The sequence below is a fragment of the Arcobacter sp. genome, from assembly GCF_050300555.1.
In the GTDB taxonomy this organism is placed as follows: Bacteria; Campylobacterota; Campylobacteria; order Campylobacterales; family Arcobacteraceae; genus Arcobacter.
This window is the reverse complement of sequence record NZ_JBNKXY010000003.1, coordinates 90,400-112,508: the sequence shown is the minus strand read 5'-3', so window position 1 is coordinate 112,508 and position 22,109 is coordinate 90,400. Positions and strand designations below refer to the sequence as shown.

Annotated in this window: 18 protein-coding genes; 4 read left to right on the top strand and 14 right to left on the bottom strand. The window is 26.9% G+C overall.

The window, feature by feature from the left end; translation table 11 throughout:
- Window positions 1-48 precede the first annotated feature (48 nt).
- Window positions 49-936: a DMT family transporter gene (locus ACQY5W_RS03400; protein ID WP_428023535.1), complete on the top strand. Its 888-nt coding sequence runs from the start codon at window positions 49-51 to the stop codon at window positions 934-936.
- A gap of 7 nt (window positions 937-943) precedes the next feature.
- On the opposite strand, the gene ACQY5W_RS03395 is transcribed toward ACQY5W_RS03400, so the two are convergent.
- Window positions 944-2,272 carry a patatin-like phospholipase family protein gene (locus tag ACQY5W_RS03395; protein ID WP_428023534.1) on the bottom strand — a complete coding sequence of 443 codons (1,329 nt, stop codon included), beginning with the start codon at window positions 2,270-2,272 and terminating at the stop codon, window positions 944-946.
- Between the two features lie 105 nt (window positions 2,273-2,377).
- Window positions 2,378-3,088 carry an SDR family NAD(P)-dependent oxidoreductase gene (locus tag ACQY5W_RS03390; protein ID WP_428023533.1) on the bottom strand — a complete coding sequence of 237 codons (711 nt, stop codon included), beginning with the start codon at window positions 3,086-3,088 and terminating at the stop codon, window positions 2,378-2,380.
- 97 nt (window positions 3,089-3,185) lie between these two features.
- Between ACQY5W_RS03390 and ACQY5W_RS03385 the strand changes: the two genes are divergently transcribed.
- Window positions 3,186-3,470, top strand: a complete 285-nt coding sequence (locus ACQY5W_RS03385; protein ID WP_428023532.1) for a hypothetical protein — start codon at window positions 3,186-3,188, stop codon at window positions 3,468-3,470.
- Between the two features lie 4 nt (window positions 3,471-3,474).
- Here the strand turns inward: ACQY5W_RS03385 and ACQY5W_RS03380 are convergent, their stop codons facing one another.
- Window positions 3,475-4,986, bottom strand: a complete 1,512-nt coding sequence (locus tag ACQY5W_RS03380) for a hypothetical protein (RefSeq protein ID WP_428023531.1) — start codon at window positions 4,984-4,986, stop codon at window positions 3,475-3,477.
- 277 nt (window positions 4,987-5,263) lie between these two features.
- Between ACQY5W_RS03380 and ACQY5W_RS03375 the strand changes: the two genes are divergently transcribed.
- The gene (locus tag ACQY5W_RS03375) at window positions 5,264-5,578 is read left to right on the top strand and encodes a F0F1 ATP synthase subunit C (RefSeq protein ID WP_004509928.1); all 315 of its coding nucleotides are present in this window, start codon (window positions 5,264-5,266) and stop codon (window positions 5,576-5,578) included.
- 106 nt (window positions 5,579-5,684) lie between these two features.
- On the opposite strand, the gene pyk is transcribed toward ACQY5W_RS03375, so the two are convergent.
- Window positions 5,685-7,130, bottom strand: coding sequence for a pyruvate kinase (pyk, locus tag ACQY5W_RS03370; RefSeq protein WP_428023530.1), 1,446 nt, complete (start codon window positions 7,128-7,130; stop codon window positions 5,685-5,687).
- A gap of 14 nt (window positions 7,131-7,144) precedes the next feature.
- The gene (locus ACQY5W_RS03365; protein WP_428023529.1) at window positions 7,145-8,767 is read right to left on the bottom strand and encodes an NADP-dependent glyceraldehyde-3-phosphate dehydrogenase; all 1,623 of its coding nucleotides are present in this window, start codon (window positions 8,765-8,767) and stop codon (window positions 7,145-7,147) included.
- Window positions 8,768-8,925: 158 nt separating this feature from the next.
- Between ACQY5W_RS03365 and ACQY5W_RS03360 the strand changes: the two genes are divergently transcribed.
- Window positions 8,926-9,654: a GntR family transcriptional regulator gene (locus ACQY5W_RS03360; RefSeq protein ID WP_428023528.1), complete on the top strand. Its 729-nt coding sequence runs from the start codon at window positions 8,926-8,928 to the stop codon at window positions 9,652-9,654.
- Here ACQY5W_RS03360 and ACQY5W_RS03355 read toward each other — a convergent pair.
- From ACQY5W_RS03355 to ACQY5W_RS03315, 9 genes are all read right to left on the bottom strand, one after another.
- Window positions 9,651-10,550, bottom strand: coding sequence for a PfkB family carbohydrate kinase (locus ACQY5W_RS03355; protein WP_428023527.1), 900 nt, complete (start codon window positions 10,548-10,550; stop codon window positions 9,651-9,653). The two genes, ACQY5W_RS03360 and ACQY5W_RS03355, sit on opposite strands and share 4 nt — an antisense overlap.
- Window positions 10,551-11,452: 902 nt before the next feature.
- On the bottom strand, window positions 11,453-12,673 hold the full coding sequence (locus ACQY5W_RS03350) for an ROK family protein (RefSeq protein ID WP_428023526.1): 1,221 nt from the start codon (window positions 12,671-12,673) through the stop codon (window positions 11,453-11,455).
- A gap of 185 nt (window positions 12,674-12,858) precedes the next feature.
- Window positions 12,859-14,520: a glucose-6-phosphate isomerase gene (gene pgi, locus ACQY5W_RS03345; protein ID WP_428023525.1), complete on the bottom strand. Its 1,662-nt coding sequence runs from the start codon at window positions 14,518-14,520 to the stop codon at window positions 12,859-12,861.
- A gap of 2 nt (window positions 14,521-14,522) precedes the next feature.
- Window positions 14,523-15,158, bottom strand: coding sequence for a bifunctional 4-hydroxy-2-oxoglutarate aldolase/2-dehydro-3-deoxy-phosphogluconate aldolase (gene eda / locus ACQY5W_RS03340; RefSeq protein ID WP_428023524.1), 636 nt, complete (start codon window positions 15,156-15,158; stop codon window positions 14,523-14,525).
- Window positions 15,159-16,979, bottom strand: a complete 1,821-nt coding sequence (gene edd / locus ACQY5W_RS03335; protein WP_428023523.1) for a phosphogluconate dehydratase — start codon at window positions 16,977-16,979, stop codon at window positions 15,159-15,161.
- A complete protein-coding gene (pgl, locus tag ACQY5W_RS03330; RefSeq protein WP_428023522.1) occupies window positions 16,972-17,670 on the bottom strand; it encodes a 6-phosphogluconolactonase in 699 nt (232 codons plus the stop codon). The genes edd and pgl overlap by 8 nt, the downstream gene beginning before the upstream one ends.
- A complete protein-coding gene (zwf, locus tag ACQY5W_RS03325) occupies window positions 17,660-19,108 on the bottom strand; it encodes a glucose-6-phosphate dehydrogenase (RefSeq protein WP_428023521.1) in 1,449 nt (482 codons plus the stop codon). The genes pgl and zwf overlap by 11 nt, the downstream gene beginning before the upstream one ends.
- Before the next feature lie 195 nt (window positions 19,109-19,303).
- Window positions 19,304-20,434 carry an ABC transporter ATP-binding protein gene (locus ACQY5W_RS03320; RefSeq protein ID WP_428023520.1) on the bottom strand — a complete coding sequence of 377 codons (1,131 nt, stop codon included), beginning with the start codon at window positions 20,432-20,434 and terminating at the stop codon, window positions 19,304-19,306.
- Between the two features lie 3 nt (window positions 20,435-20,437).
- Window positions 20,438-22,105 carry an alpha-amylase family glycosyl hydrolase gene (locus ACQY5W_RS03315; protein WP_428023519.1) on the bottom strand — a complete coding sequence of 556 codons (1,668 nt, stop codon included), beginning with the start codon at window positions 22,103-22,105 and terminating at the stop codon, window positions 20,438-20,440.
- Between the last annotated feature and the right edge of the window lie 4 nt (window positions 22,106-22,109).

The following is a 22,109-nucleotide window of genomic DNA, read 5'->3' as shown; positions in this document are numbered from 1 at the left end:
ATTAATTATTTTTTGTAATATTCCCATATTAAATTTGAAAGACTAAAAATGACAGAACAAAACAAAAATATTTTCTATGCTCTTATGTTCTTAGCTATGGCTGGATGGGGAGGTTCTTGGGTGAATGCAAAAGTTTTAAGTGCATATATAAATGAATACGAACTAATCTTTTTTAGAAATGTATTTACTCTAATTACTTTACTTCCAGTACTATTATTTTTTAAAAAAAGTTTTTATATAAATTTAAAAAGTTTTATTTTGGTAATAATAGCTTCTATAGTAATGATAGCTTATATGAAATGCTACTTTTTAGGAACAAAATTTGGAACAGCAAGTCTTGGTGGAGCCTTAGTTACTACAATGATTCCTATAAATACTTTTTTAATAATGGCTTTATTTTTTGATAAAAAAACAGGCAAAAAAGATATTTTTGCATTAATTCTTGGTGCTATTGGAGTATTAACTATGCTTAATATTTGGTCTTTTTCAATAGAAGAGGTTTTTTCGCAAAAAAATATTTACTTTGTATTAGCATCAATTCTTTGGCCTGTACTTACAATTGTTAGCTCAAAAGCTACAAAAATTTCACCTATGGTTTTTACATTTTATATGTACATTATAACAACTATCTTGGTCATGGTATTTTTTGTTGATATTCCTAAGATAAATTATCAAACTTTTGATTCAATTTTTTGGTTAAATATTTTAAGTTTAGCTATTGTTTCAACAACATTTGCAACTACAATTTATTTTGTAGGGATAGAAAAACTTGGAACAAATGAAGTTAGTTCTTTTATATTTTTAGTTCCATTATTTGCAATTATTTTAAGTATTATTTTTTTAAAAGAACATATTAGTTTATCTATAGTAATTGGAACAATTCTAACACTTATAGCAGTAAAAATTCTTAATAATATAAAATTCAAAAGAAGATAAATATCGACTAATTAGTTTTTATATCAATTAAAAATCTATTAAACTCTTTTGAATTTCTAAGTAAAACTTGCCCCGCTTCTATTAGTTCATCTACTTTTTTTGCTGGAAGTTCAAGTGAAGTTTCTGTTAATGTAAATTTTTTTGCCCTTTTTTCTGGTAGTTTATTAAAATTTAGTTCAATTACATAAAACTCTATACCTTTGCAATTTCTTTCCTTTTTTTTACATCTAACATTTTGTACTTGCTTTTGCCATATATTAAACTCATGTCCCATAAAATCTAAAGTATCACTATTATATCTTTTAAGTTGTATCGTACTTACAGCACCAACCGTTGTTTCTATATCAGGAGGAGTGTTTTGTTGTGCAATTTTTGGACTTAAAGCATCAGCTGCATTTACAATTATTATTGCAACTTTTTTACTATTTTGGATACCAAGTACTTTCATAACTTCAAGAAAATCATTATCATATTCTGTAACAATATGAAGTAAAGAACGAACTCCTAAATTATCAGAGATACCACCATCTACAAGATGGATATAAGGATATTGCTTCTTATCTTGATATTTTTTTATCTCCAAATTTTGAAGTTCATTTTGAGTCAATAAACTTTTTGGTTTGCTATTTTGATTAGTTATAAAAGCTTTACAATTATCATAATTTTTAAGAGTAAGAGGAGAAAAAACTACAGGAATCGCTGAAGATGCAGTAACAGCTCTTCCTATTGGGAAAGAATCCAAATCTGAACAAATTTTACGAAAATTTTCAGGGGTAAATGAAAATGAATTTCCAGTAGAAATATCTGTGGCATTTATAATAATTTTAGGTGCATCAACTCTTAAATCAGCAAAAGTTTTCTTGCCAAAAATCTCTTTTTCATAATAATTTGCCACATAATCACTTCGATTAGAAAAAGATAAATTGAACCAATTAAAAGGATTTAAAAAAGTATCAACAAGTCTTGATTGTATTGGTTTTTTTAAAAACTTCTCTTCAAAATCATCAAATATCTTTTCTCCATAAAGACCATAATAAGCAGATGTAAAACTTCCTCCTGATACAGAAGATATTACATCTATTTCATTTAAAAGTTTTTGATGTCTTAATTCTTTTAGCACTCCATAAGAAAATGCTGCGGCTCTTGTTCCTCCACCTGAAAAAGTAAGAATCAAAGATAATTCATCATTATTTTTAAAACTATTTTTTACTTTCACTTCTTCTACTTTATCACTTTGTATTGGAACATTATATATAGGTGTTTTTGAGGCACAAGCAGAGAAAAATACAGCACCTATAAAAATTAAAACAATATTTCTTATCCTATTTATCACCATCTTAAACTAATTTCTCCGTTTTATAAAATATTGCATAATAATATATTCAGTGATAAATTGCTTTATTTTATGACATTTTATTGACTTCATAATATTTTGACTTTTTTATCTTACATAAGAACTATTGTTAAAATCAACAGTCGTTCCATTTACATACTCTGGACAAGATGTAGCTAACCAAACTATAACTTCAGCTGCTTCTTCAGGCTCTGCAAATCTACCACAAGGAACTGCTTTTTTAAACTCAGCTTTTCTCTCTTGGGAATTATCTTTTTGCATATCAGTTTCAACTGGACTTGGTGCTATACAATTTACAACAATATTATAACTTCCTAAAAGTTTTGCAAATATTTTAGTGGCATTTATAAGTCCTGCTTTTGCTATACCATACCAAATATCAGGATGACCAATTTGTCCTGCAATTGAAGCTGTATTTACAATTCTCCCGTAGTTTCTTTTTTTCATGCCCTCACTAAAAAGTGTAATAAGTTCAACTGGAGCATATAAATCTACATTCATAATATGTTCTTTTGCATCAGATGGATAATTATCATATGAATATTTTGGCTGCATATATCCTGCATTGTTAATTAAAGTATCTATTTCTCCAACTTCTTTTACTAACTCTTTTAGCCCATCCATATTTGATAAATCATATTCTATACATTTAATTTTTGGATTTTCTTTAAATTCAAATTTTGAAAAATCTCTTGCAACAACAATAACTTCATAATCAAGATCTAAAAATCTTTTTACAACAGCTAAACCTATACCTTTATTTCCACCTGTGATTAGTACTCTTTTTAATTGTTCCATTTTTTTCCTTTGTATTTATAATTAACTTTTCATTAACTATCAAATATTTTCTATTAATCTTCATACTTTATAATACCTCTTTAAATTAGGATTTAATATGAAAATAAAAATTTTACTTATAAGTATTGCTACAATTATTACTTTTGCATCGTCTTCATTTTTATTACAAGATAAAAAAATAGATGAGAAACTATATTCAACTATAATTAATACATCCATTGAAAATTTATCAGGTCTATTTAAAATTGATACAAATAGTATCATAAAAAAACTATCTGATAATAATATAAAAATTTTAAATAAAGAGCAAACGATAATTCAAATTGCATTATCAAATGCTAAAGATAGTAATGAGATAATAAATCTAATATTATCTCACTAATTATTTAGTTAAAAAAGCCTTTTAATAAATCTCCTGCACCATTACCAAGTTTTTTCTCAATACTATTTTGAATTTTATCTTTAACTTTTTGTGTTGCACCACTTTCTAATAGTTTATTTGTATCAACTTTTACTTTAGGATTTTCTAGATTTCCTGATATCTTTGTATCAAATTTAATACCTTTAATGTCAGTTTTAACCAAGGCATCAATTAAGCTATTTTTAGTATCTATTGTTGAAGGGTTAACATCTATTTGAGTTAATTTACTTTTCATATTTATAGTTGATTTAATTATATTTTTGTTGATATTACTTTTTAAATCAATATTTTCATAAACTTCTTTTGTTAGATCAAATTTTGCAAAAGCACTTATAATAGATGAGTACTCATTTTTCTTAAATTGACCATTAATTAAACTTCCAATCAAGTCTCCATTTTGTTTTGCAATATTATAATCAAGTTTTAATTTTGTTTTCGATGTAAATATTTCTGGATAATAAAGCATATGCAATACTTTTAATATCTCTACATTATCTATGTTTGCACTAAAATCATCATTTAAAAGTTTAAATTTAACCTTTCCATCTAAAACTTCAGAGTAACCATTTACAAGTAAGTTACTATCTTTTTTGATATCACCTGCAATACCAACTTTCCCTCTCATTTTTGTTTGAGTTACATCAAATAACTTAGATAAATCTTCTAAATTTAAAAAGTAGTCACTTTTAATAATCATATCTTTTAAATCAACATCTGCTTTTTTTATAAAAAGATTTGCCATAGTAGTATAAAAATCAACTTTTGATAAAGCTTTAAAAGGTTGTAAGTCAGTATTTACTGCACCTTTAAACTCTAATTTATTTACAAGTTTAGTATTAAAATCCTTATTAACTAAAACGTTAGAAACAACTCCCTTTTCTATTTTTGTAATAACTTTTCCATCAAGTTTATCTAGCTTAGCATTTTTTATGTTTGCATTAATATCAATATTTCCCATTGCATATCTAGGTTTATTGATTAAATGTAATATTTCATCAATTTTAGCACTTTTAATATCAACTAAAATATTTGAAGGTTCAAAATCAGTTAAACTAATATCATACTTTGTATCACTTTTAAAAATATTACTTATACCTTGAAGTTTTGCTAGTGTACTATCACCTTTTAAACTTCCATTTGTACTAAAACTACCATTAAGTTTTTGATTTGTAAATCTTTCTAATTTAGATAAATCCTTAATGTTAATGTCATACTTGATATCAATTGTTTTAGAAAATATAGATAAATCACCAGCAATTTTTATATTTGAATTTTCATCAATAGTTGAATCAAACTCAATTTTTTCTAAAGTTAGCAAAAACTTATTTATCTTAAAGTTTAGATTCTTTTGCTCATTGACCTTACTTTCAACTACAGAAGAAACTATTCCATTTCCAGTTGTTGTAAATAATAAGGCATAAACTGCACCAATTAAAATAATAATCAAAAATGTCAATCCAAAAAAAAGTTTTTTCATAATTTAACCTCAAAAAAATATACATAATTATACTAAACAATAATTAAACTATAATCAAATAAAAAATTATTTTTTAAAGATTATTTACTCTCAAGCTTATTAGTTACTCATCTAATATAATTATAATGTTACATAAAGTAATAGTGAAATAATTTTAATTTATTAAATAAAGAAGATTTAACCTTTCAAGATGTATAATGTCACCCAACAAAGTGTTAAGTAGGGATACGCAAGCCGAACAGACTTTGGAAACAAAATATTTTATAAGGAATATAGAATGAAAAAAATCGTTCTTTTAATGCTAGCAATCGCTGGTATCGCTTTCGCTGCTGATGAAGCAGTTGTTAATGAAACTTTAAAAGCTTACTCTGTAGTAGCTGCTGGAATTGGTTTAGGTCTTGCTGCACTTGGTGGTGCTATTGGTATGGGTAATACTGCTGCTGCAACTATTGCTGGTACTGCTAGAAACCCAGGTTTAGGTGGAAAATTAATGACAACAATGTTCATCGCATTAGCTATGATCGAAGCACAAGTTATTTATGCACTTGTTGTTGCAATGATTGCATTATATGCAAACCCATTCTTAGGATAATTTTAAATCTACAGATTTAATAGATAAAAAGGGTCAAGAGTTTTTCTCTTGACCCTTTTTTTATGACAAAAAAATTTACCCTTTAAATCTAAGAAAAAAATAGATCTTATATTTCAATCCCATAATTCAAATAATACTTTATCTCCGTAGGAGTTAAAATCTTAATTGTGTTTGTACTTCCTGGCATTCCAACTGGATATCCTACAGTTGCTATATATGTTGCAGTTTGATCTAGTAAACCTTTTTCATCCAATTTTACTAACATTTTTTTGAACATTTTCGATGCTTGTGATTCTTTAATTGTATCAATCGGTTCTACACCCCAAATTGCAGTAAGTCCATTTAATACTTTTTTCTTATGTGTAAATGCAAAAATTGGTGTTTTTGGTCTATATTTAGACATTTTAACTGCTGATTTTCCTGAGCTAGTTAGAGCTAAGATTCCTTTTGCTTTTATATCATCTGCTAATTTTGTAACTGAAGATTGAATTACATCAAATTTATCAGTAAATTCAAATTTATCATGTTTTTGGTAAGAATAGATATCTTCTGTTTTTGCAATAATATTACTCATAGTATTTACTACATTTTCTGGATCTTCACCAACAGCACTTTCTTCAGAAAGCATAACAACATCAGTTCCATCTAATACAGCATTTGCAACATCTGAGATTTCTGCTCTTGTTGCTCTTTCATTATGAGTCATAGATAGAAGCATTTGAGTTGCAGTAATTACTGGCATTCCTTTAGCATTTGCTTTTTTAATAAGCATTTTTTGAATTGTTGGTACATCATAGTATGGAACTTCAATACCTAAGTCACCCCTTGCTACCATTAGTCCATCTGAGTGTTCAATAATTTCATCAATATTTTCAATAGCATCAAATTTTTCAATTTTAGCGATTAATTTACCATGATAATTACCTATTAATTCTTTTGCTCTTTTCATATCTGCAGCATTTTGCACAAAAGAGATTGCGAAGTAATCAACTTGATTTTTTACACCCCATTCAATATCTTTTTCATCTTTTTTAGTAATTACATTAATATTAATTACTGTGTTTGGAAAATTTACACCTTTTCTTGAAGATAAAATTCCATGATTTTCAACCATTGCTACGATATTATCTTTAGTTTGGACTACTTTAGCTCTAATTATTCCATCATATAAATATATATATTCACCAACTTTTACTTTATCAAGTAAATCTGGATAGTTTAGAGAAACAACATATTTTTTATCAGCTTCTTTATACCCTTCAATATCTTCTTTAAGAAATTTAATTTCATCACCTCTAAAAAGTTCAAAAGGTTCTTTTAAATTACCAATTCTAACTTTAGGTCCAGAAATATCTTGAAGTACACCAACTGTAATTCCCGTATTTTTCATAGCTGTTCTAATATTTGTTAATGTACTTAAATGGTAATCATGATCACCATGTGAGAAATTTAATCTAAACATATTTGCACCAGCTAAAATTAATTTTTCAATCATTTCTACACTATCACTGGCTGGACCTAGTGTTGCTAATATTTTTGTTCTTTTTTTCATTATTTTAACCTTTTTTATAGAAGAAAATCTGTAGATAAGAAATTTGATTTATGATCTCTTAAAATAGAAGTAACAATTTCTTTGTTCTCACTATTTTCTTTTATTGCAACCATTGATCTTATACTAAAAGCTCTTAGAGCATCACTTACAGATAAAGTACTTTGTGCTGAATCTTTTCTTCCTGTAAATGGAAAAATATCTGGTCCTCTTTGACATTGAGCATTAATATTTACTCTACTTACTTGATTTACAAAGCTATCTATCATTTTTGCAATTTCATCTGAATTATTTCCAAAAATACTAACTTGTTGACCATAATTTGACTCCATTAGATATTGCATTGGTTCTTCAATATCCTTATATGTAAGTATTGGAACTACTGGACCAAACTGTTCTTCATGATAAACTCTCATATTTTTATTAACTGGATATAAAACTGCTGGGAACATAAATGTATTTTTAATAGTTCCACCATTTTTATTCACTATATTAGCACCCTTTTTAACTGCATCATCAATTAAATCTTTTAAATAAAACGTTTTATTATGTTCTGGTAAAGGGGTAATTTGAACATCTTTATCCCAAGGCATTCCAAATTTAATTTCATCAATTTTTTTATTAAATTGTTCTAAGAAACTTCCAACTATATTTTCATGAACAAAAAGTATTTTTAAAGCTGTACATCTTTGACCATTAAAAGATAAGCAACCAGTAACACATTCATTTACTGCCAAATCCAAATTTGCATCAGGCATAATAATTCCTGCATTTTTAGCTTCCAAACTTAGTACTGATCTTAATCTGTTTGGTTTTGGATGATGATGTTCTAAACTACTTGCAACTTTTGAACTACCAATAAATGCTAAAACATCAATTTTTCCACTTTTCATAAGAGGAGTTAATAACTCTTCTCCACTACCATACAAGGTATTTACAATTCCCTTTGGAAATGAATCTCTAAAAGCTTCAAGTAAAGGTCTATGTAATAAAACTCCAAATTTTGGAGGTTTAAATATAACTGCATTACCCATAATAAGAGCAGGAATAAGAGTTGTAAATGTTTCATTTAATGGATAATTAAAAGGTCCCATACATAAAGTAACACCTAAAGGAGACCTTTTTATTTGTGCATAAAGTCCAGATTCAATCTCCAATTGAGAATTTTTTCTATCTAAATCTTTTAAACTATTAATAGTATCTTTTATATAATCAACCGTTCTATCAAACTCTTTTTGAGAATCTTTTAATGATTTTCCAATCTCCCACATTAAAAGATTAACCACTTCATCTCTTTTTTCAATCATTTTAAAAGTAAAGTTTTCAATTGCTTTAATTCTTTGAGATACTTTCATCTGTGGCCATTCACCCATACCTGAATTATAAGCAGCTACTGCAGATTCTAAAGCTTGTTGTGCTTCATTTTGAGTTAACATTGGATATGAACCTAATTTTACTTGTTTACCATCATTTTCTTTTAAGCATATAGGAGAATATACATCTCTATAAGGACCATTCCAATGCTTTATAGATCCATCGATTAAATACTCATCTTGAAGTATTTCTCCTTGAAGTCTATACTCTTTAGCTATATTATTTATACTAGTAAATATAGTATCAAATTTTTTATTCACTGCCATCTTTTCTCCTTGCAAAATCATAATAACATTATAATGATAGTAACATTAAATAATTCTTATACATTATAATGTTATGTTATTATATTATTATCTTATAATATTTATTTAATAATTATTTAAATAGAATATATTAAGAAATTATTAAAAAAGGATTTTTTTTGTTTAATAGAAAAGGGATACCTCTATATATTCAATTAAAAGATTTACTTTTAAAAGATATTAAAAAAAAGTATCAACCAGGCGATATTATTCATGCAGAATCAAAACTTGAAGAAATTTACAATGTTAGTAGAATTACTGTAAGAAAAGCTATCGAAGAATTAGAAAAAGAGCATATTGTTGAAAAAAAACAAGGCAAAGGTACTTTTGTTTTAGAACAAAAAATATTATATGATGCCAATTCTATAGGTTCTTTAACACAAAGACTTTCAAAACAAAATCATAAATTAGAAACTAAATCTTTAGAATTTCAAATTATTGATGATGTTAATCACTATGTAAAAGATTTATTACAATGCAAAAAATTAATTCTTATAAAAAGACTACGTACTCTAAATGGTATTCCCTTTGCACTTATGTCAAATTATTTAGATTATGATAAAGTTCCAAATATAGAAAAAGATTTTAAGATAGAATCACTTTATAGTTATTTACAAGATACATTTGATATAGAATTTTACAATGCTCAAGAAACTATAGAAGCTAAAGCCGCTTCTAAAGAAGAACGTGAACTTTTAAATATTAAAGATGACACACCATTATTATCTTTAAATAGACTCTCTTTTGATAAAAATGACAATCCTCTTGAATACTCAAATGTAAGAATTAAAGCAGATATGTATCAACATAAAATTAATCTTCATAATGATGTGATATCTAATAATTAAATGTTCCATTCTTTTAAAAAATTATTATAGAAGTTCTTATCTTCTATAATAGCACCATTTAAGCCACAAACTTTTGAAGCAAAAGAAACAGCTCTTTTTAAAATAGTAACATTATCCCAAGAATTATATAAACCCAAAATAACTACAGATACAAATGCATCTCCAGCACCTACTGTATCAGCTATTTTATCTATTTTTACAACTGATGATGAAACTTTAGATTTATTTTTATCTAATAAAACAGCTCCCTCTGCACCTTTTGTTAAAACTAACAATTCTAAATTTAACTTTTCTAAAACAAACTCTATTTGTTCATCTTCATCAATACTATTTAATCCCAATAAAGAACAAATAAAAGGTAATTCTTCATCATTCATTTTTAACCATTTTAAATCAGTTAAAATTGTTTGAAGTAAAGAGTTATCCCACCAAGGTTCCCTTAAATTTACATCTACAAAACTATTTGAATTTAATTTATTTTTAAATAATATACAATTCTTTTGGTTATATTTATTTCTTAAAGCAAATGAACCATGATAAACTAAAGAATTTTCAGTTATATCTTTTGGAACATCAATATAGTCATATGCACAATCTTCTTCAAAAGTATATGTTGGAATACCTTCATCATTAAGTTTTACATTAACTTTTCCTGTTTTTTTATCAGGGATTATATTTATATAAGAGATATCCATATTCCAATTTATCATTCTATTTAATACTTTTTTACCAAGCTCATCATTACTAATTGAAGATACCATTTTAGGATTTAAACCAAAACCCTTTAGATTCCAGGCTACATTAAATGATGCTCCTCCTAATTTATCATCACCATTTTCAAAACAATCAAATAGTATCTCTCCGTATATATAAATATCATTAAATTTTTTACTCATTATTAAATTCCTTTATTACAAATTCTTTTTTAATTATTTTCCATTAAAAATATATATTAAGTCATTATCCATACCTTTAAGCTCAATTGATTCTTCATAAACTACTAAATTTTCTAAAGTAAGAATGCAATGTTCAAGCATAGGAGTAAAATGAAATTTATCTCCAACTTCAATTTTTTAGACAATAACGGTTTTAAAGATTCTTTTCTATACAAAAGAAGTCTTATTCCTTTTTTTACTTTTATTTTTTCATCTTTTATAAACTTATTTAGCTTATCACCCCCCGAAACTTATATAAACCTTTTTCCGAAGAAATAGAAGGATTTCCATTTACAATCAAAATAACTAAACCTAGAAAATTTTTGGTTTTAGACACCTATTTTTTTACACTTTGTTCAAAAAAATATAAGTAATGGTGCAGAATTGTCAATATCTTGTTCTCTAATTGATTAAGTATCTGATAACTGAACTTAGTAGTAGCTACAATAATTAAACTTAATTAATTTAAGTTACTTTAACAAATAAAATTTTAAAATTTACTTAAATTTATTCATTTAAAATAATTTTTAATAAAAATATTGATAATGGATGTAAAAATAATACTTATCAATATCTTGTATTTATAAATAAAGCCTTAAAATGGTATTTATTTGATATAAAATTCAATACAACTAATTTTAAAAATATATTAATATTTATAAACAATTTTACTAGAAATAAAAAATTAATACATCTAATTTGCTATATTAATATTTTATATTTAAAATACAACATTTTATTTAATTAATTTAAAATAAAAAATATATTTATAAATTACAAGTTTAAAAAAATAGATAGAAATAAAATGGCGATGAAATTACAAAATTTATCTTATTTTATTTTCATTGCCATTTTTAAAGTAGTTAAACCCCATTAGTTAATATTTCTGTTGAGGGAGAAAAACTATAAAAGATTGGTAATGAAGCTGCACCTATTGAAGCTGCATTACTAGCAAATTTAGCTTTAATAACATTTGGCACTATACATGATTCTGGTGCATTTGCACTTAATGAAAAATCTAATTTTCTTTTTAAGATATCAACAAAACCTCCATCTACAGGAGAAGATATAACTATAGTTGAGATATCTAAAAGTGTTGTTGTCGTCCAAATAAGATGAGTAAGTGCTTCAACACAATCTTCAAGCCATTGAGTAAAATAAAGATTATTTGACATTATAATATTTTCTAAAGCTAATTTTGAATCAACTTCTACACCATTGTGTTTTAAATGCTTTTTCAAAACATTTATTGAGGCACGATTTAACATAATATCAAACATACTATTTGGTTTTTTTGCTGAGTTTAATTTAGAAGGTGGCACAGGCATAGACCCAACATCTGCTGCATTATTATTCTCACCTTTAACAATTTCACCATTTAAAACTAAACCACCTCCAATAGCAGCTCCAATATATAAATATAAAAAGTCATTTATATCTTTTCCAACTCCAAAATATAAAGCAGAAATTGCGGCACTTGTACCATCATTTTCACTATATACTGGAATATTTACTTTTTTTTCTAACTCTTTTCCGAAATTAAAATCTTTCCATAGTGAAAAAGTATCTTTAGGTAAATTTAAAACTTCTGTCCAACTATCTAAACTAAATGGAATAGCAATCCCAATTCCTGCTAATTTTTCTTTTTTATTATCATCAAGTAATTCTAAAATAGAATTTAAATCTTTAACTACAATATCAAGTGCCTCTTCTGGTTTTGGTAATACCATCTCATGCTTTAATCTTGAAGTCATATTTCCATCAAAATCAATTAATATAGTCTCAATTTTACTTCTATCTATTTGAATACCTATACTAAAAACACCAGAACCATTCAAGTGTATCATAGTTGCAGGTTGTCCTCTTCCACCTTCATAAATTTTTTCACCAAAATAGACTAATTTGCTTTCCTCTAAGGAATTCACAATACTACCCATTGCAGCGTTTGTTAGGTTTAATTCTCTAGAAATCTCAGCTTTTGTAGAAGGACCAAATCTTCTTAATGTTTGAAGAACTCTTCTTTCATTATACTGTCTTAAGTGTATTGATTTTTTTGCTCTTTTATTTTTAAGATCATTAAGCAATTTTTATCCTTATACTATTTTTTATTATATATTACAAATCCGTTTTATTAAGCTAATTTAACAAATGAATAGTTAAAATAAACTTAATTTTAGATTCCTTATTTTTTAAGAAAATTTAGAGTACTAATTCTTTTTAAAAATCATTTTCTAACAGAAAATGTACCATAAATCTTAAAATAATTTAATTAGTTTTCTCTCCACTGTTTTATAGTATTTAATAAACCTACAGTTGAAGAATCTTGTTCACCATAATTATTTTCTTTATTCTTGCCTTTAGAAGTTCCATTTAGACAACCTAACATATCTAAAGCTAACTCTTTTCCTAATTCAACACCCCATTGATCAAAAGAGTCTAAATTCCAAGTAACTCCCTCAACAAAAACTCTATGTTCATACAAAGCAATTATTTTACCTAAAGTTTTAGGATTAAGTTTTTTATATAAAATGGTTGTTGATGGTCTATTCCCCATAAATTTTCTATGAGGTGCTAATCTTATTGCTTCTTCATATGAAATACCTCTTTTTCTAAGAATCCTAATAACTTCTTGAATACTTCTTCCAACCATCAAAGCTTGACTTTGTGCTAAACAGTTTGCAACCAATAAATCTTTATGTTCTTCCATTCCATCTTCATGCTCATTAGCAGCAAGCATAAATTCACATGGAACCATTTCATATCCTTGATGAAGTAATTGAAAAAACGAATGTTGAGAATTTGTTCCTGCATCTCCCCAAACAATAACTCCTGTTCTTTCATTTACATTTTCACCATCACTCGTAATGCTTTTTCCATTACTTTCCATATCAAGCTGTTGAATATAATTTGGAAATGTACTTAATCTTTGATCATAAGGCAAAATTGCTCTTGTTGCATAATTACAAATATTTAAATGCCAAACACCTAAAAATCCTAAAATTATTGGCATATTATTTTTTACAGGTTCATTTAAAAAGTGTTCATCCATTTCATGAGCACCTTCCAAAAACTCCCTAAAATTATTCATACCAATTGCTAAAATTACACACAATCCAATTGAACTCCAAATCGAGTATCTTCCTCCTACCCAATCCCAATAACCAAATACTCTATCATCACTGATACCAAACTCTTTTGTTTTATCTAAAGCTGTTGATATTGCAACAAGATGCTTGCTAGCATTTTCTTCTCCAACTGCTTCATTTATCCATTTTGATGCAGTTTTTGCGTTTGTCATAGTTTCTATAGTTACAAAGGTTTTTGAAGCGATTAATATTAAAGTTTTTTTAGGATCTAATTCATTTATTACATCATATATATGTGAAGGGTCTATATTTGATACAAAATGTATTTTTGGTCCATCATGATAAGGTTTTAAGGCTTTTGTAACCATTTCAGGTCCTAAATGAGAACCTCCAATACCTATATTAATAACATCTGTAAATTTTTCTCCACTAGAAGATAAAATTTTACCATTTCTTATACCATCTGCAAAAGCTTCCATTCGTTCTAAACTCTCTTTTACATCATGCATAATATCTTTTCCATCAACAAAAATAAGTTTATCAAATTTATTTCTAAGTGCTATATGAAGCACTGCCCTATTTTCAGTAATATTGATTTTCTTACCCGTAAACATATCTTTAATTTTTTCTTTTAAATTTATCGATTCACATAAATCATTAAAAGTATTAATAACATCTTTATCAATATGATTTTTTGAATAATCTAAAAGTAAATCATCATATCTTATGCTAAATTCTTCAAATCTATTTGGATTTAATGCAAATAATTCACTCATAGTCAATCTATCTAATCTATTTTTAAGATGTCTTAAATGACTAAAAACTATATCTCTTTGCTTATTCATAATTAATCCTTTAATGCTATTTTTAAAGAAGAATTTACTATTTCTGTAATTTCATTAAATTTTTTTTCTTTTATGAGTTTTTTTGAAACCATCCAACTTCCACCAACACATAAAACATTATTTAAACTTAGAAAATCATTTATATTATCTAAGTTTATTCCACCTGTTGGACAGAATTTAATATCTGGAAATGGTCCAGCAAATGCTTTTAAAATAGAAGCCCCACCAACACTTGTAGCAGGAAAAAGTTTACAATGAATTAAATCATTTTCTCTTGCTATCATTATTTCTGATGCACTTGAAACTCCTGGAATAAATGGAATTGTATGTTTTTTACTTTCATTAATTAGTGTATCTGTAATACCTGGTGAAAAAACAAAATTTGATCCAGCATTAACTGCATTTATATAATCTTGTTTAGTACATACAGTTCCTGCACCAACTAACATCTCAGGGAACTCTTTTGAAATTTTTTCTATTGCTTCAAGTCCTGCTTTAGTTCTTAATGTAATTTCCATAATAGAAATACCTCCATTATGTAAAGCTTTAGCTAAATCCAAGGCTTCACTTACATTATCAACAACAACCACAGGAACTATAGGAGAAGTTCTCATTACACCATTTGCATCTAAAATCATTTATTTATCCTCTTTATAATCTTTAAAAATTGTTGCCCCATCTTCTGCATCACTAACATTCTCTCTAATTGTTTCAAATAAAAATCTTCCATAAGTTAGATTTTTATTTTCATTATTTTTATTTATATTTATTCTTTGTATTAACTCACCAGCATCTATTTCTAAACTTAGCTTTCCATTTTTTACATCTAAGCAAATCATATCACCATCTTGAATATTATTTATTTTTCCACCGCTTACTGATTCATCCACTAAATGAATAGCACTTGGTACTTTTCCAGAAGCCCCTGACATTCTTCCATCTGTTACAATTGCAACTTTGTATCCCATATTTTGTATAAGCCCCATAATAGGAAGTAATCCATGTAATTCAGGCATTCCATTAGCTTTTGGACCTTGATTTTTAACAACAGCTATAAAATCTTTATATAATTTACCTTCTTTAAAAGCATCTTTTAATTCTTCTTGAGATGAAAAAACCATTGCTGGTGCTTTAACATATAATTGTTCTTCTTTTAATGCTGATGTTTTTATAATTGATCTTCCAATATTTCCTGTTAAAAGTTTAAGACCACCCTCTAAAGAATATGGGGTTTCAATAGATGATATAACTTCATTATTTCTTGATACTTTACAATCTTTTTCAAAAACAAGTTCATCATCAATTAATTTTGGTTCAACACAATATGCGTCAAGACCTATACCCATAATTGTTTTTACATCATTATGAACTAAACCTGCTTTTAATAACTCACTTATAACTACACCCATACCACCAGCATCTCTAAAGTGATTTACATCTAAACTTCCATTTGGATACATTTTACATAAAAGAGGAGTAACTTTTGATATAGCATCAAAATCATCCCAAGTTAATTTTATACCCGCAACCTTAGCCATAGCAATCAGATGAATAGTATGATTTGTTGAACCACCTGTAGCCATAAGTCCAACAATCGCGTTAACAAAACTTCTTTCATCAATAATCTCTGATAATGAATATCCATCTTTTTTAATTAAATCTAATAAAACATTAGTAGCTTTTTTTGTTAACTTTTCTCTAAGAGGTGTATTAGTATTTACAAAAGAACTATTTGGTAATTGTAATCCCATCATTTCTAAAAGCATTTGATTTGAATTTGCTGTACCAAAAAAAGTACAAGTTCCACATGAATGATATGATTGTGCTTCAACTTTTAGCAATTCATTTTTATCTATTTTACCTTTTTCGAACTCTTCTCTTTTTTTTGCTTTATCACTATTTGATATACCTGAGGACATAGGACCACTTGGAACAAAAACTGCAGGTAAATGACCAAAACTAAGTGCACCCATTAAAAGACCTGGAACAATTTTATCACAAACTCCAAGATATATAGCACCATCATATGCATTGTGAGATAATCCTATTGCAGTACCCATAGCAATATTATCTCTAGAAAATAGACTTAATTCCATCCCTTCTTTACCTTGAGTTACTCCATCACACATTGCAGGAACTCCTCCTGCAACTTGTGCAGTAGCTTTATTTTTCAAAAGTTCAGTTTTTATAATATCAGGATATTCTTTATATGGTTCATGGGCAGATAACATATCATTATAAGCACTTATTATTCCTATATTTGGAACTTCCATATCCATTAAAAGTTCTTTTTCACTTTCACTCATTGGTGCAATTGTATGGGCTAGATTACTACAACCCATTGCTTTTTTACTTCTACCTTTTTGTTTTGATTCTTCAATCATTAAAAGATAAGCTTTTCTTGTTTCTTTAGATCTTTTTATTATATTATTTGTAACGTTTTGTATAATCTCATTCATTGTAATAAACCTCAATTTGTTTTCTATTATTTTTTAGTACAGCACTTATAGGAGATATATAATAATCATTTTCTATCAAGGCTTTATCATAAACTTCTTTTTTATTTTTACCCTCAATGTGTAAATATATTTTTTCAGCCTCTAAAATAGCACTTAAAGTTAAACTCATTCTTGAATAAGGAGCAGTTTGAGGGTTCATAGATATACAATAATTTTGATTTTCTAAATTTAATGCATCTATTAATTTATCATTATTGGGGAAAAGTGACGCTGTATGTGCATCATTACCCATACCTAAGATTAATACATCACAAGGATAAAGTTTCTCTTTTACTAAAGATGAACATAATTCTTCAGCATCTGCTGCATTAATTTCCTTTTTGTACAAAGGTATAAAAGTTGCTTTTGCTGCTTTATCTTTTAATAAGAACTCCCTAACGAGGTAAGAATTACTATCCTTGCTATCTTCATTAATCCATCTTTCATCCACTAAACCTATTTTTACTTTTTCCCAATCTAAATCAATTTGACTTAGTTTTACAAACAATGCTTTAGGAGTATTTCCTCCTGACACTAGCAATGAAGCTTCTCCTTTTTTGCAAATTGCTATTTCAAGTCGTTTACAAATTTCTTTTGAAAAAAACTCAATTAGAGAATCTTGAGAACTAAAATGAAAAAAATTAGCACTCATGCCAGTTCCTTCCATCTTTAGCCATCATTGCATAAATACTAGATGGTCCCATACTACCCGCTTTATAATCTTGCATAGGTGTCATATTATTTTTCCAAGCATTAATAATATTGTCAGTCCATTTCCATGCTCTTTCAACCTCATCTAATCTCATAAAAAGAGTTGGATTTGCTCTAATAACATCTAAAAGTAATCTTTCATAAGCTTCATTTTTTCTAATAACATTTCTTGGTGGATTTAATTCTAAATTAACTTCTTGTAATTTCATTTTTTCATCTAATCCCGGAATTTTGTGCATTAAATTTAAAGTAATACTTTCATCAGGAGAAAAAGATATTATCAATTTATTTGGCATAATATAACTATCAAAAATAGAATGAGGAACTGACTTAAACTGTATAACAATTTCAGAGTTCTTATTTGCCATTCTTTTTCCTGTTCTAATATAAAAAGGAGTGTTACTCCATCTAAAATTATCTATAAAAAGTTTTAATGATACAAAGGTTTCAGTATCACTTTGATTTCCACCATCTTCCAAATAACCAGATACTTCTTTACCATCAATATATCCCTTAGTGTATTGTGCCCTAATAGTATGATTAGCGATATCTTTTTCATCTATATTTCTTAAAGAATTTAAAACTTTTACTTTTTCATCTCTTACAGCATTTGCATCTAAAGAATATGGTCTTTCCATTGCAAGAAGACAAACAAGTTGCATTAAATGGTTTTGTACCATATCCCTCATTGCACCATATTCATTATAAAATTCCCATCTGCTTTCAACACCAACACTTTCACTTAAAGTTATTTGTATATGGTCAATGTTGTTTGCATCCCATAAAGGTACAAACATTTGATTAGAAAATCTAAGAGCCAAAAGATTTTGAACTGTATCTTTACCTAAGTAATGATCAATTCTATATATTTTATCTTCGTTAAAGTATTCTAAAACTTTATTATTGATTAATTTTGAAGATTTTAAATCTTTTCCAATAGGTTTTTCTAAAACCACTCTACTACTAACTTTTATAAGATTATGTGTAGTTAATAATTTACAAATATCACCATAAAAATCAGATGAAGTAGAAAGATAGAAAACTCTATCTTCATTTAAACTATTATCTAAAATATTTTTTAAATTAACAAAAGTATCATTTTCTGTAAAATTTATATAACAATAATTTATCAAATTCTCAAACTTAGAATATTTTTCTTCACAGAAATCTTTATTTAAAAAGAATTTTAATTTTTCTTTTACTAAAGCTTTATTCTTATCATCATTCATTTTAGTTCTAGAAATTAAAATAATTCTACTATTTAAATCAATATATCCATCATTTGCTAAATGATAAAGTGCAGGTATAAGTTTTCTAAAAGATAAATCACCATGCCCTCCAAAAATCACAATATCACTTTTATATAAATTTTCAAACATTATTTACTCCATTTGTTATAATCATAATGACATTATAATGATTAGAGTCTTAAATTTAACTTATTCATTATAATGTTATATTATTATGATAATTATTCAAAATATCTGATAGTGAAGATATATTTTTAGTTCATTTACTAAAGGTTTGTATTAACTAGGTTTTAACTTTAAGTTAAAACCTTTAGTAACTTTTATTTAGTAGATTCTTTCTTCTGTATCTTTATCAAAAAATAGAATCTTCTTTGCCCATACTTTAAGTTCAATAACATTATTGATACCTTTGAATCCACTTGGTGAAATTCTTGAAAGAACTGTTGTGTTGTTTAAATCAAAAAATAAAAAACCATCAGCACCAACATATTCATAATAATCAACAACTGTTTCCAAACTTTGAAGTTCATTAGAAATTTGAGAATCCCTAAAACCATTTTGCATATGTTCAGGACGAATTCCTGCAGTTACTGTTTTACCTAAATATTTTTCAATATTTTCATAGTGATTCTCTAAATAAATATCATTGCTTTTCCCATGACTATTATTTAAAGATATATAATACTGATTATTTTCATAATCTTTTTGAATTACTACATCAATAAAATTCATAGCAGGAGAACCAATAAATCCTGCAACAAATTTATTTTTAGGATTATCATAGGCATCTTTTGGTGTTGCAAATTGTTGTACTTTTCCCTTATTTAAAATAACTAATCTATCTGCTAAGGTCATAGCTTCAACTTGATCATGTGTTACATAAACCATTGTAGAATCAATGTTTTGGTGCATTTGTGCTATTTCTAAACGTGTTTTAATTCTAAGTGCCGCATCAAGATTTGATAATGGCTCATCAAATAAAAATACTTTCGGGTTTCTAACCATAGAACGTCCAATAGCAACCCTTTGTCTTTGTCCACCTGAAAGTTCTTTTGGTAAACGGTCAAGTAAAATATCAAGCTTAAGAATCTCTGCTACTTTATTTACTTTTTCTTCAATCGTACTTTTATCTTCTTTACTAAGTTTTAAACCAAATGCAATATTTTCAAATACTGTCATATGTGGATATAAAGCATAACTTTGGAAAACCATAGATACATTTCTATCACTAGGATTTGCATAAGTTAAATCTTTTCCATCTATACTAATAGTACCACTTGTAACACTTTCTAATCCTGCAATCATTCTAAGTAATGTAGATTTTCCACATCCAGATGGTCCAACAAAAACAATAAATTCACCAGATTTAATAGATAAATCAATGTTATCAATTGTATTTACACTACTCCCTTGTGAATATTTTTTGACTATATTCTTTAATACTAAATCAGCCATATATTAACTCCTATTTTCCATAAAACATGTAGCAAAACTTCCTAAAAAAATTGTGTTATTTTCTACTTTTACGTTGTTAGAAATAGTTTCAACTAAACTATATTTCGATTCATCATAAGGTAGAGTTACACTATTATTCGTAAAGTTTAAATATAAAATAATTGTATTTTTTTCATATGTTCTTGTAATTTCTAAAACATTTTCATCAATAGCTTTAGCCTTAATTGTTCCTAGTTTTAAAGTATCACTGTTTTTTCTAAACTCTAATATCTTTTTATAAGCATTAAAAATACTATTTAAATCATTTATTTGTTTTGATGCTGCATTCTTAATATGATTACTATCTACTGGTAACCATGGTCGTACTTCACTAAATCCACCATTTTCAGTTTCATCCCAAGCAAATGGAGTTCTACAACCATCTCTTCCTTTTATTTCAGGCCAGAAAGTAAGTCCAAGTGGATCAATAATATCTTTATATTCAAGTTCACTTTCATTAAAACCTAATTCTTCACCTTGATATAAACAAATTGTTCCTCTAGTTGAAATTAAAAATGATATACAAAATAAAGCAAAATCTTTAGTTATATCTTTACTTTTAAGCCATCTTGTAATATGTCTGGTAATGTCATGATTTGATAAACTCCAGCAAGCCCAACCATCAGTTACAATATTTTCAAATTTGCTGATAGTATTTTCAAAATATTTTGTTGAAAAGTTTTCTGATAAGAAATCAAATGAATAACACATATGTACTTTATCATTGTCTTTTGTGTAATCAGAAATTACTTTTAATGAATGATGTGCAGCTCCTACTTCTCCAACAGAAGTTGAACCTGGATATTCATCAAGAAGTTTTCTAAATTTTTTTAAAAAATCAATATTTTCAATTTGTGTTTTATCATAAACATGTTCTTGCATTGAATAAGGATTAAATTCACTAATATCTGCATAAGACTCAGCCAAAGCATCTCTTGGAGGATTATCTCTTAAAAGTTTATCACAAAAATAAAAATTAACAGTATCAAGTCTAAATCCATCAACACCTAAATTAAGCCAAAAACGTACTGTATCTAAAATAGCATCTTGTACTTCTTCACAATGGAAATTTAAATCAGGTTGTTCAACTAAAAAATTTTTCATATAATATTGTTTTCTTGTTGTATCCCAATGCCACGCACTTCCACCAAAAATACTTAACCAGTTATTTGGAGGTGTTCCATCAGCTTTTGCATCAGCCCAAACATACCAATCACTTTTAGGATTTGTTTTATCTTTTCTACTCTCTTTAAACCATGGATGTTCATTTGAAGTATGACTTAATACTTGATCAATTATAATACGAATTCCACAATTATGGGCTTTTTCAATCATTATTTTAAAATCTTCAAGAGTACCAAAAATAGGATCAACATCTTTATAATCACTTACATCATATCCAAAATCTTTCATAGGTGATTTAAAAAAAGGTGATAACCAAATAGCCTCAACCCCTAAAGTTTCAAGATAATCTAACTTTTCAGTAATTCCATTGATGTCTCCTACTCCATCATTGTTACTATCATTAAATGAACGAGGATAGATTTGATAGATAACAGCACCTTTCCACCATAGTTCACTAGGATTTCCCTTTTTAACCAAATTTTTACTTAATTTTTGTGTGAGATTCATACCC

What these genes read in the sequence shown, in the direction of transcription:
- pyk (WP_428023530.1), bottom strand. Translation starts at nt 7,130, where the DNA reads ATGAAAAAAAGAACAAAAATATTAGCAACACTAGGTCCAGCCAGTGAT.
- pgl (WP_428023522.1), bottom strand. Translation starts at nt 17,670, where the DNA reads ATGAGTGCTAATTTTTTTCATTTTAGTTCTCAAGATTCTCTAATTGAG.
- ACQY5W_RS03385 (WP_428023532.1), top strand. Translation starts at nt 3,186, where the DNA reads ATGAAAATAAAAATTTTACTTATAAGTATTGCTACAATTATTACTTTT.
- edd (WP_428023523.1), bottom strand. Translation starts at nt 16,979, where the DNA reads ATGAATGAGATTATACAAAACGTTACAAATAATATAATAAAAAGATCT.
- ACQY5W_RS03315 (WP_428023519.1), bottom strand. Translation starts at nt 22,105, where the DNA reads ATGAATCTCACACAAAAATTAAGTAAAAATTTGGTTAAAAAGGGAAAT.
- ACQY5W_RS03380 (WP_428023531.1), bottom strand. Translation starts at nt 4,986, where the DNA reads ATGAAAAAACTTTTTTTTGGATTGACATTTTTGATTATTATTTTAATT.
- ACQY5W_RS03400 (WP_428023535.1), top strand. Translation starts at nt 49, where the DNA reads ATGACAGAACAAAACAAAAATATTTTCTATGCTCTTATGTTCTTAGCT.
- eda (WP_428023524.1), bottom strand. Translation starts at nt 15,158, where the DNA reads ATGATTTTAGATGCAAATGGTGTAATGAGAACTTCTCCTATAGTTCCT.
- pgi (WP_428023525.1), bottom strand. Translation starts at nt 14,520, where the DNA reads ATGAATAAGCAAAGAGATATAGTTTTTAGTCATTTAAGACATCTTAAA.
- ACQY5W_RS03355 (WP_428023527.1), bottom strand. Translation starts at nt 10,550, where the DNA reads ATGAGTAAAAAATTTAATGATATTTATATATACGGAGAGATACTATTT.
- ACQY5W_RS03320 (WP_428023520.1), bottom strand. Translation starts at nt 20,434, where the DNA reads ATGGCTGATTTAGTATTAAAGAATATAGTCAAAAAATATTCACAAGGG.
- ACQY5W_RS03375 (WP_004509928.1), top strand. Translation starts at nt 5,264, where the DNA reads ATGAAAAAAATCGTTCTTTTAATGCTAGCAATCGCTGGTATCGCTTTC.
- ACQY5W_RS03390 (WP_428023533.1), bottom strand. Translation starts at nt 3,088, where the DNA reads ATGGAACAATTAAAAAGAGTACTAATCACAGGTGGAAATAAAGGTATA.
- ACQY5W_RS03365 (WP_428023529.1), bottom strand. Translation starts at nt 8,767, where the DNA reads ATGGCAGTGAATAAAAAATTTGATACTATATTTACTAGTATAAATAAT.
- ACQY5W_RS03395 (WP_428023534.1), bottom strand. Translation starts at nt 2,272, where the DNA reads ATGGTGATAAATAGGATAAGAAATATTGTTTTAATTTTTATAGGTGCT.
- zwf (WP_428023521.1), bottom strand. Translation starts at nt 19,108, where the DNA reads ATGTTTGAAAATTTATATAAAAGTGATATTGTGATTTTTGGAGGGCAT.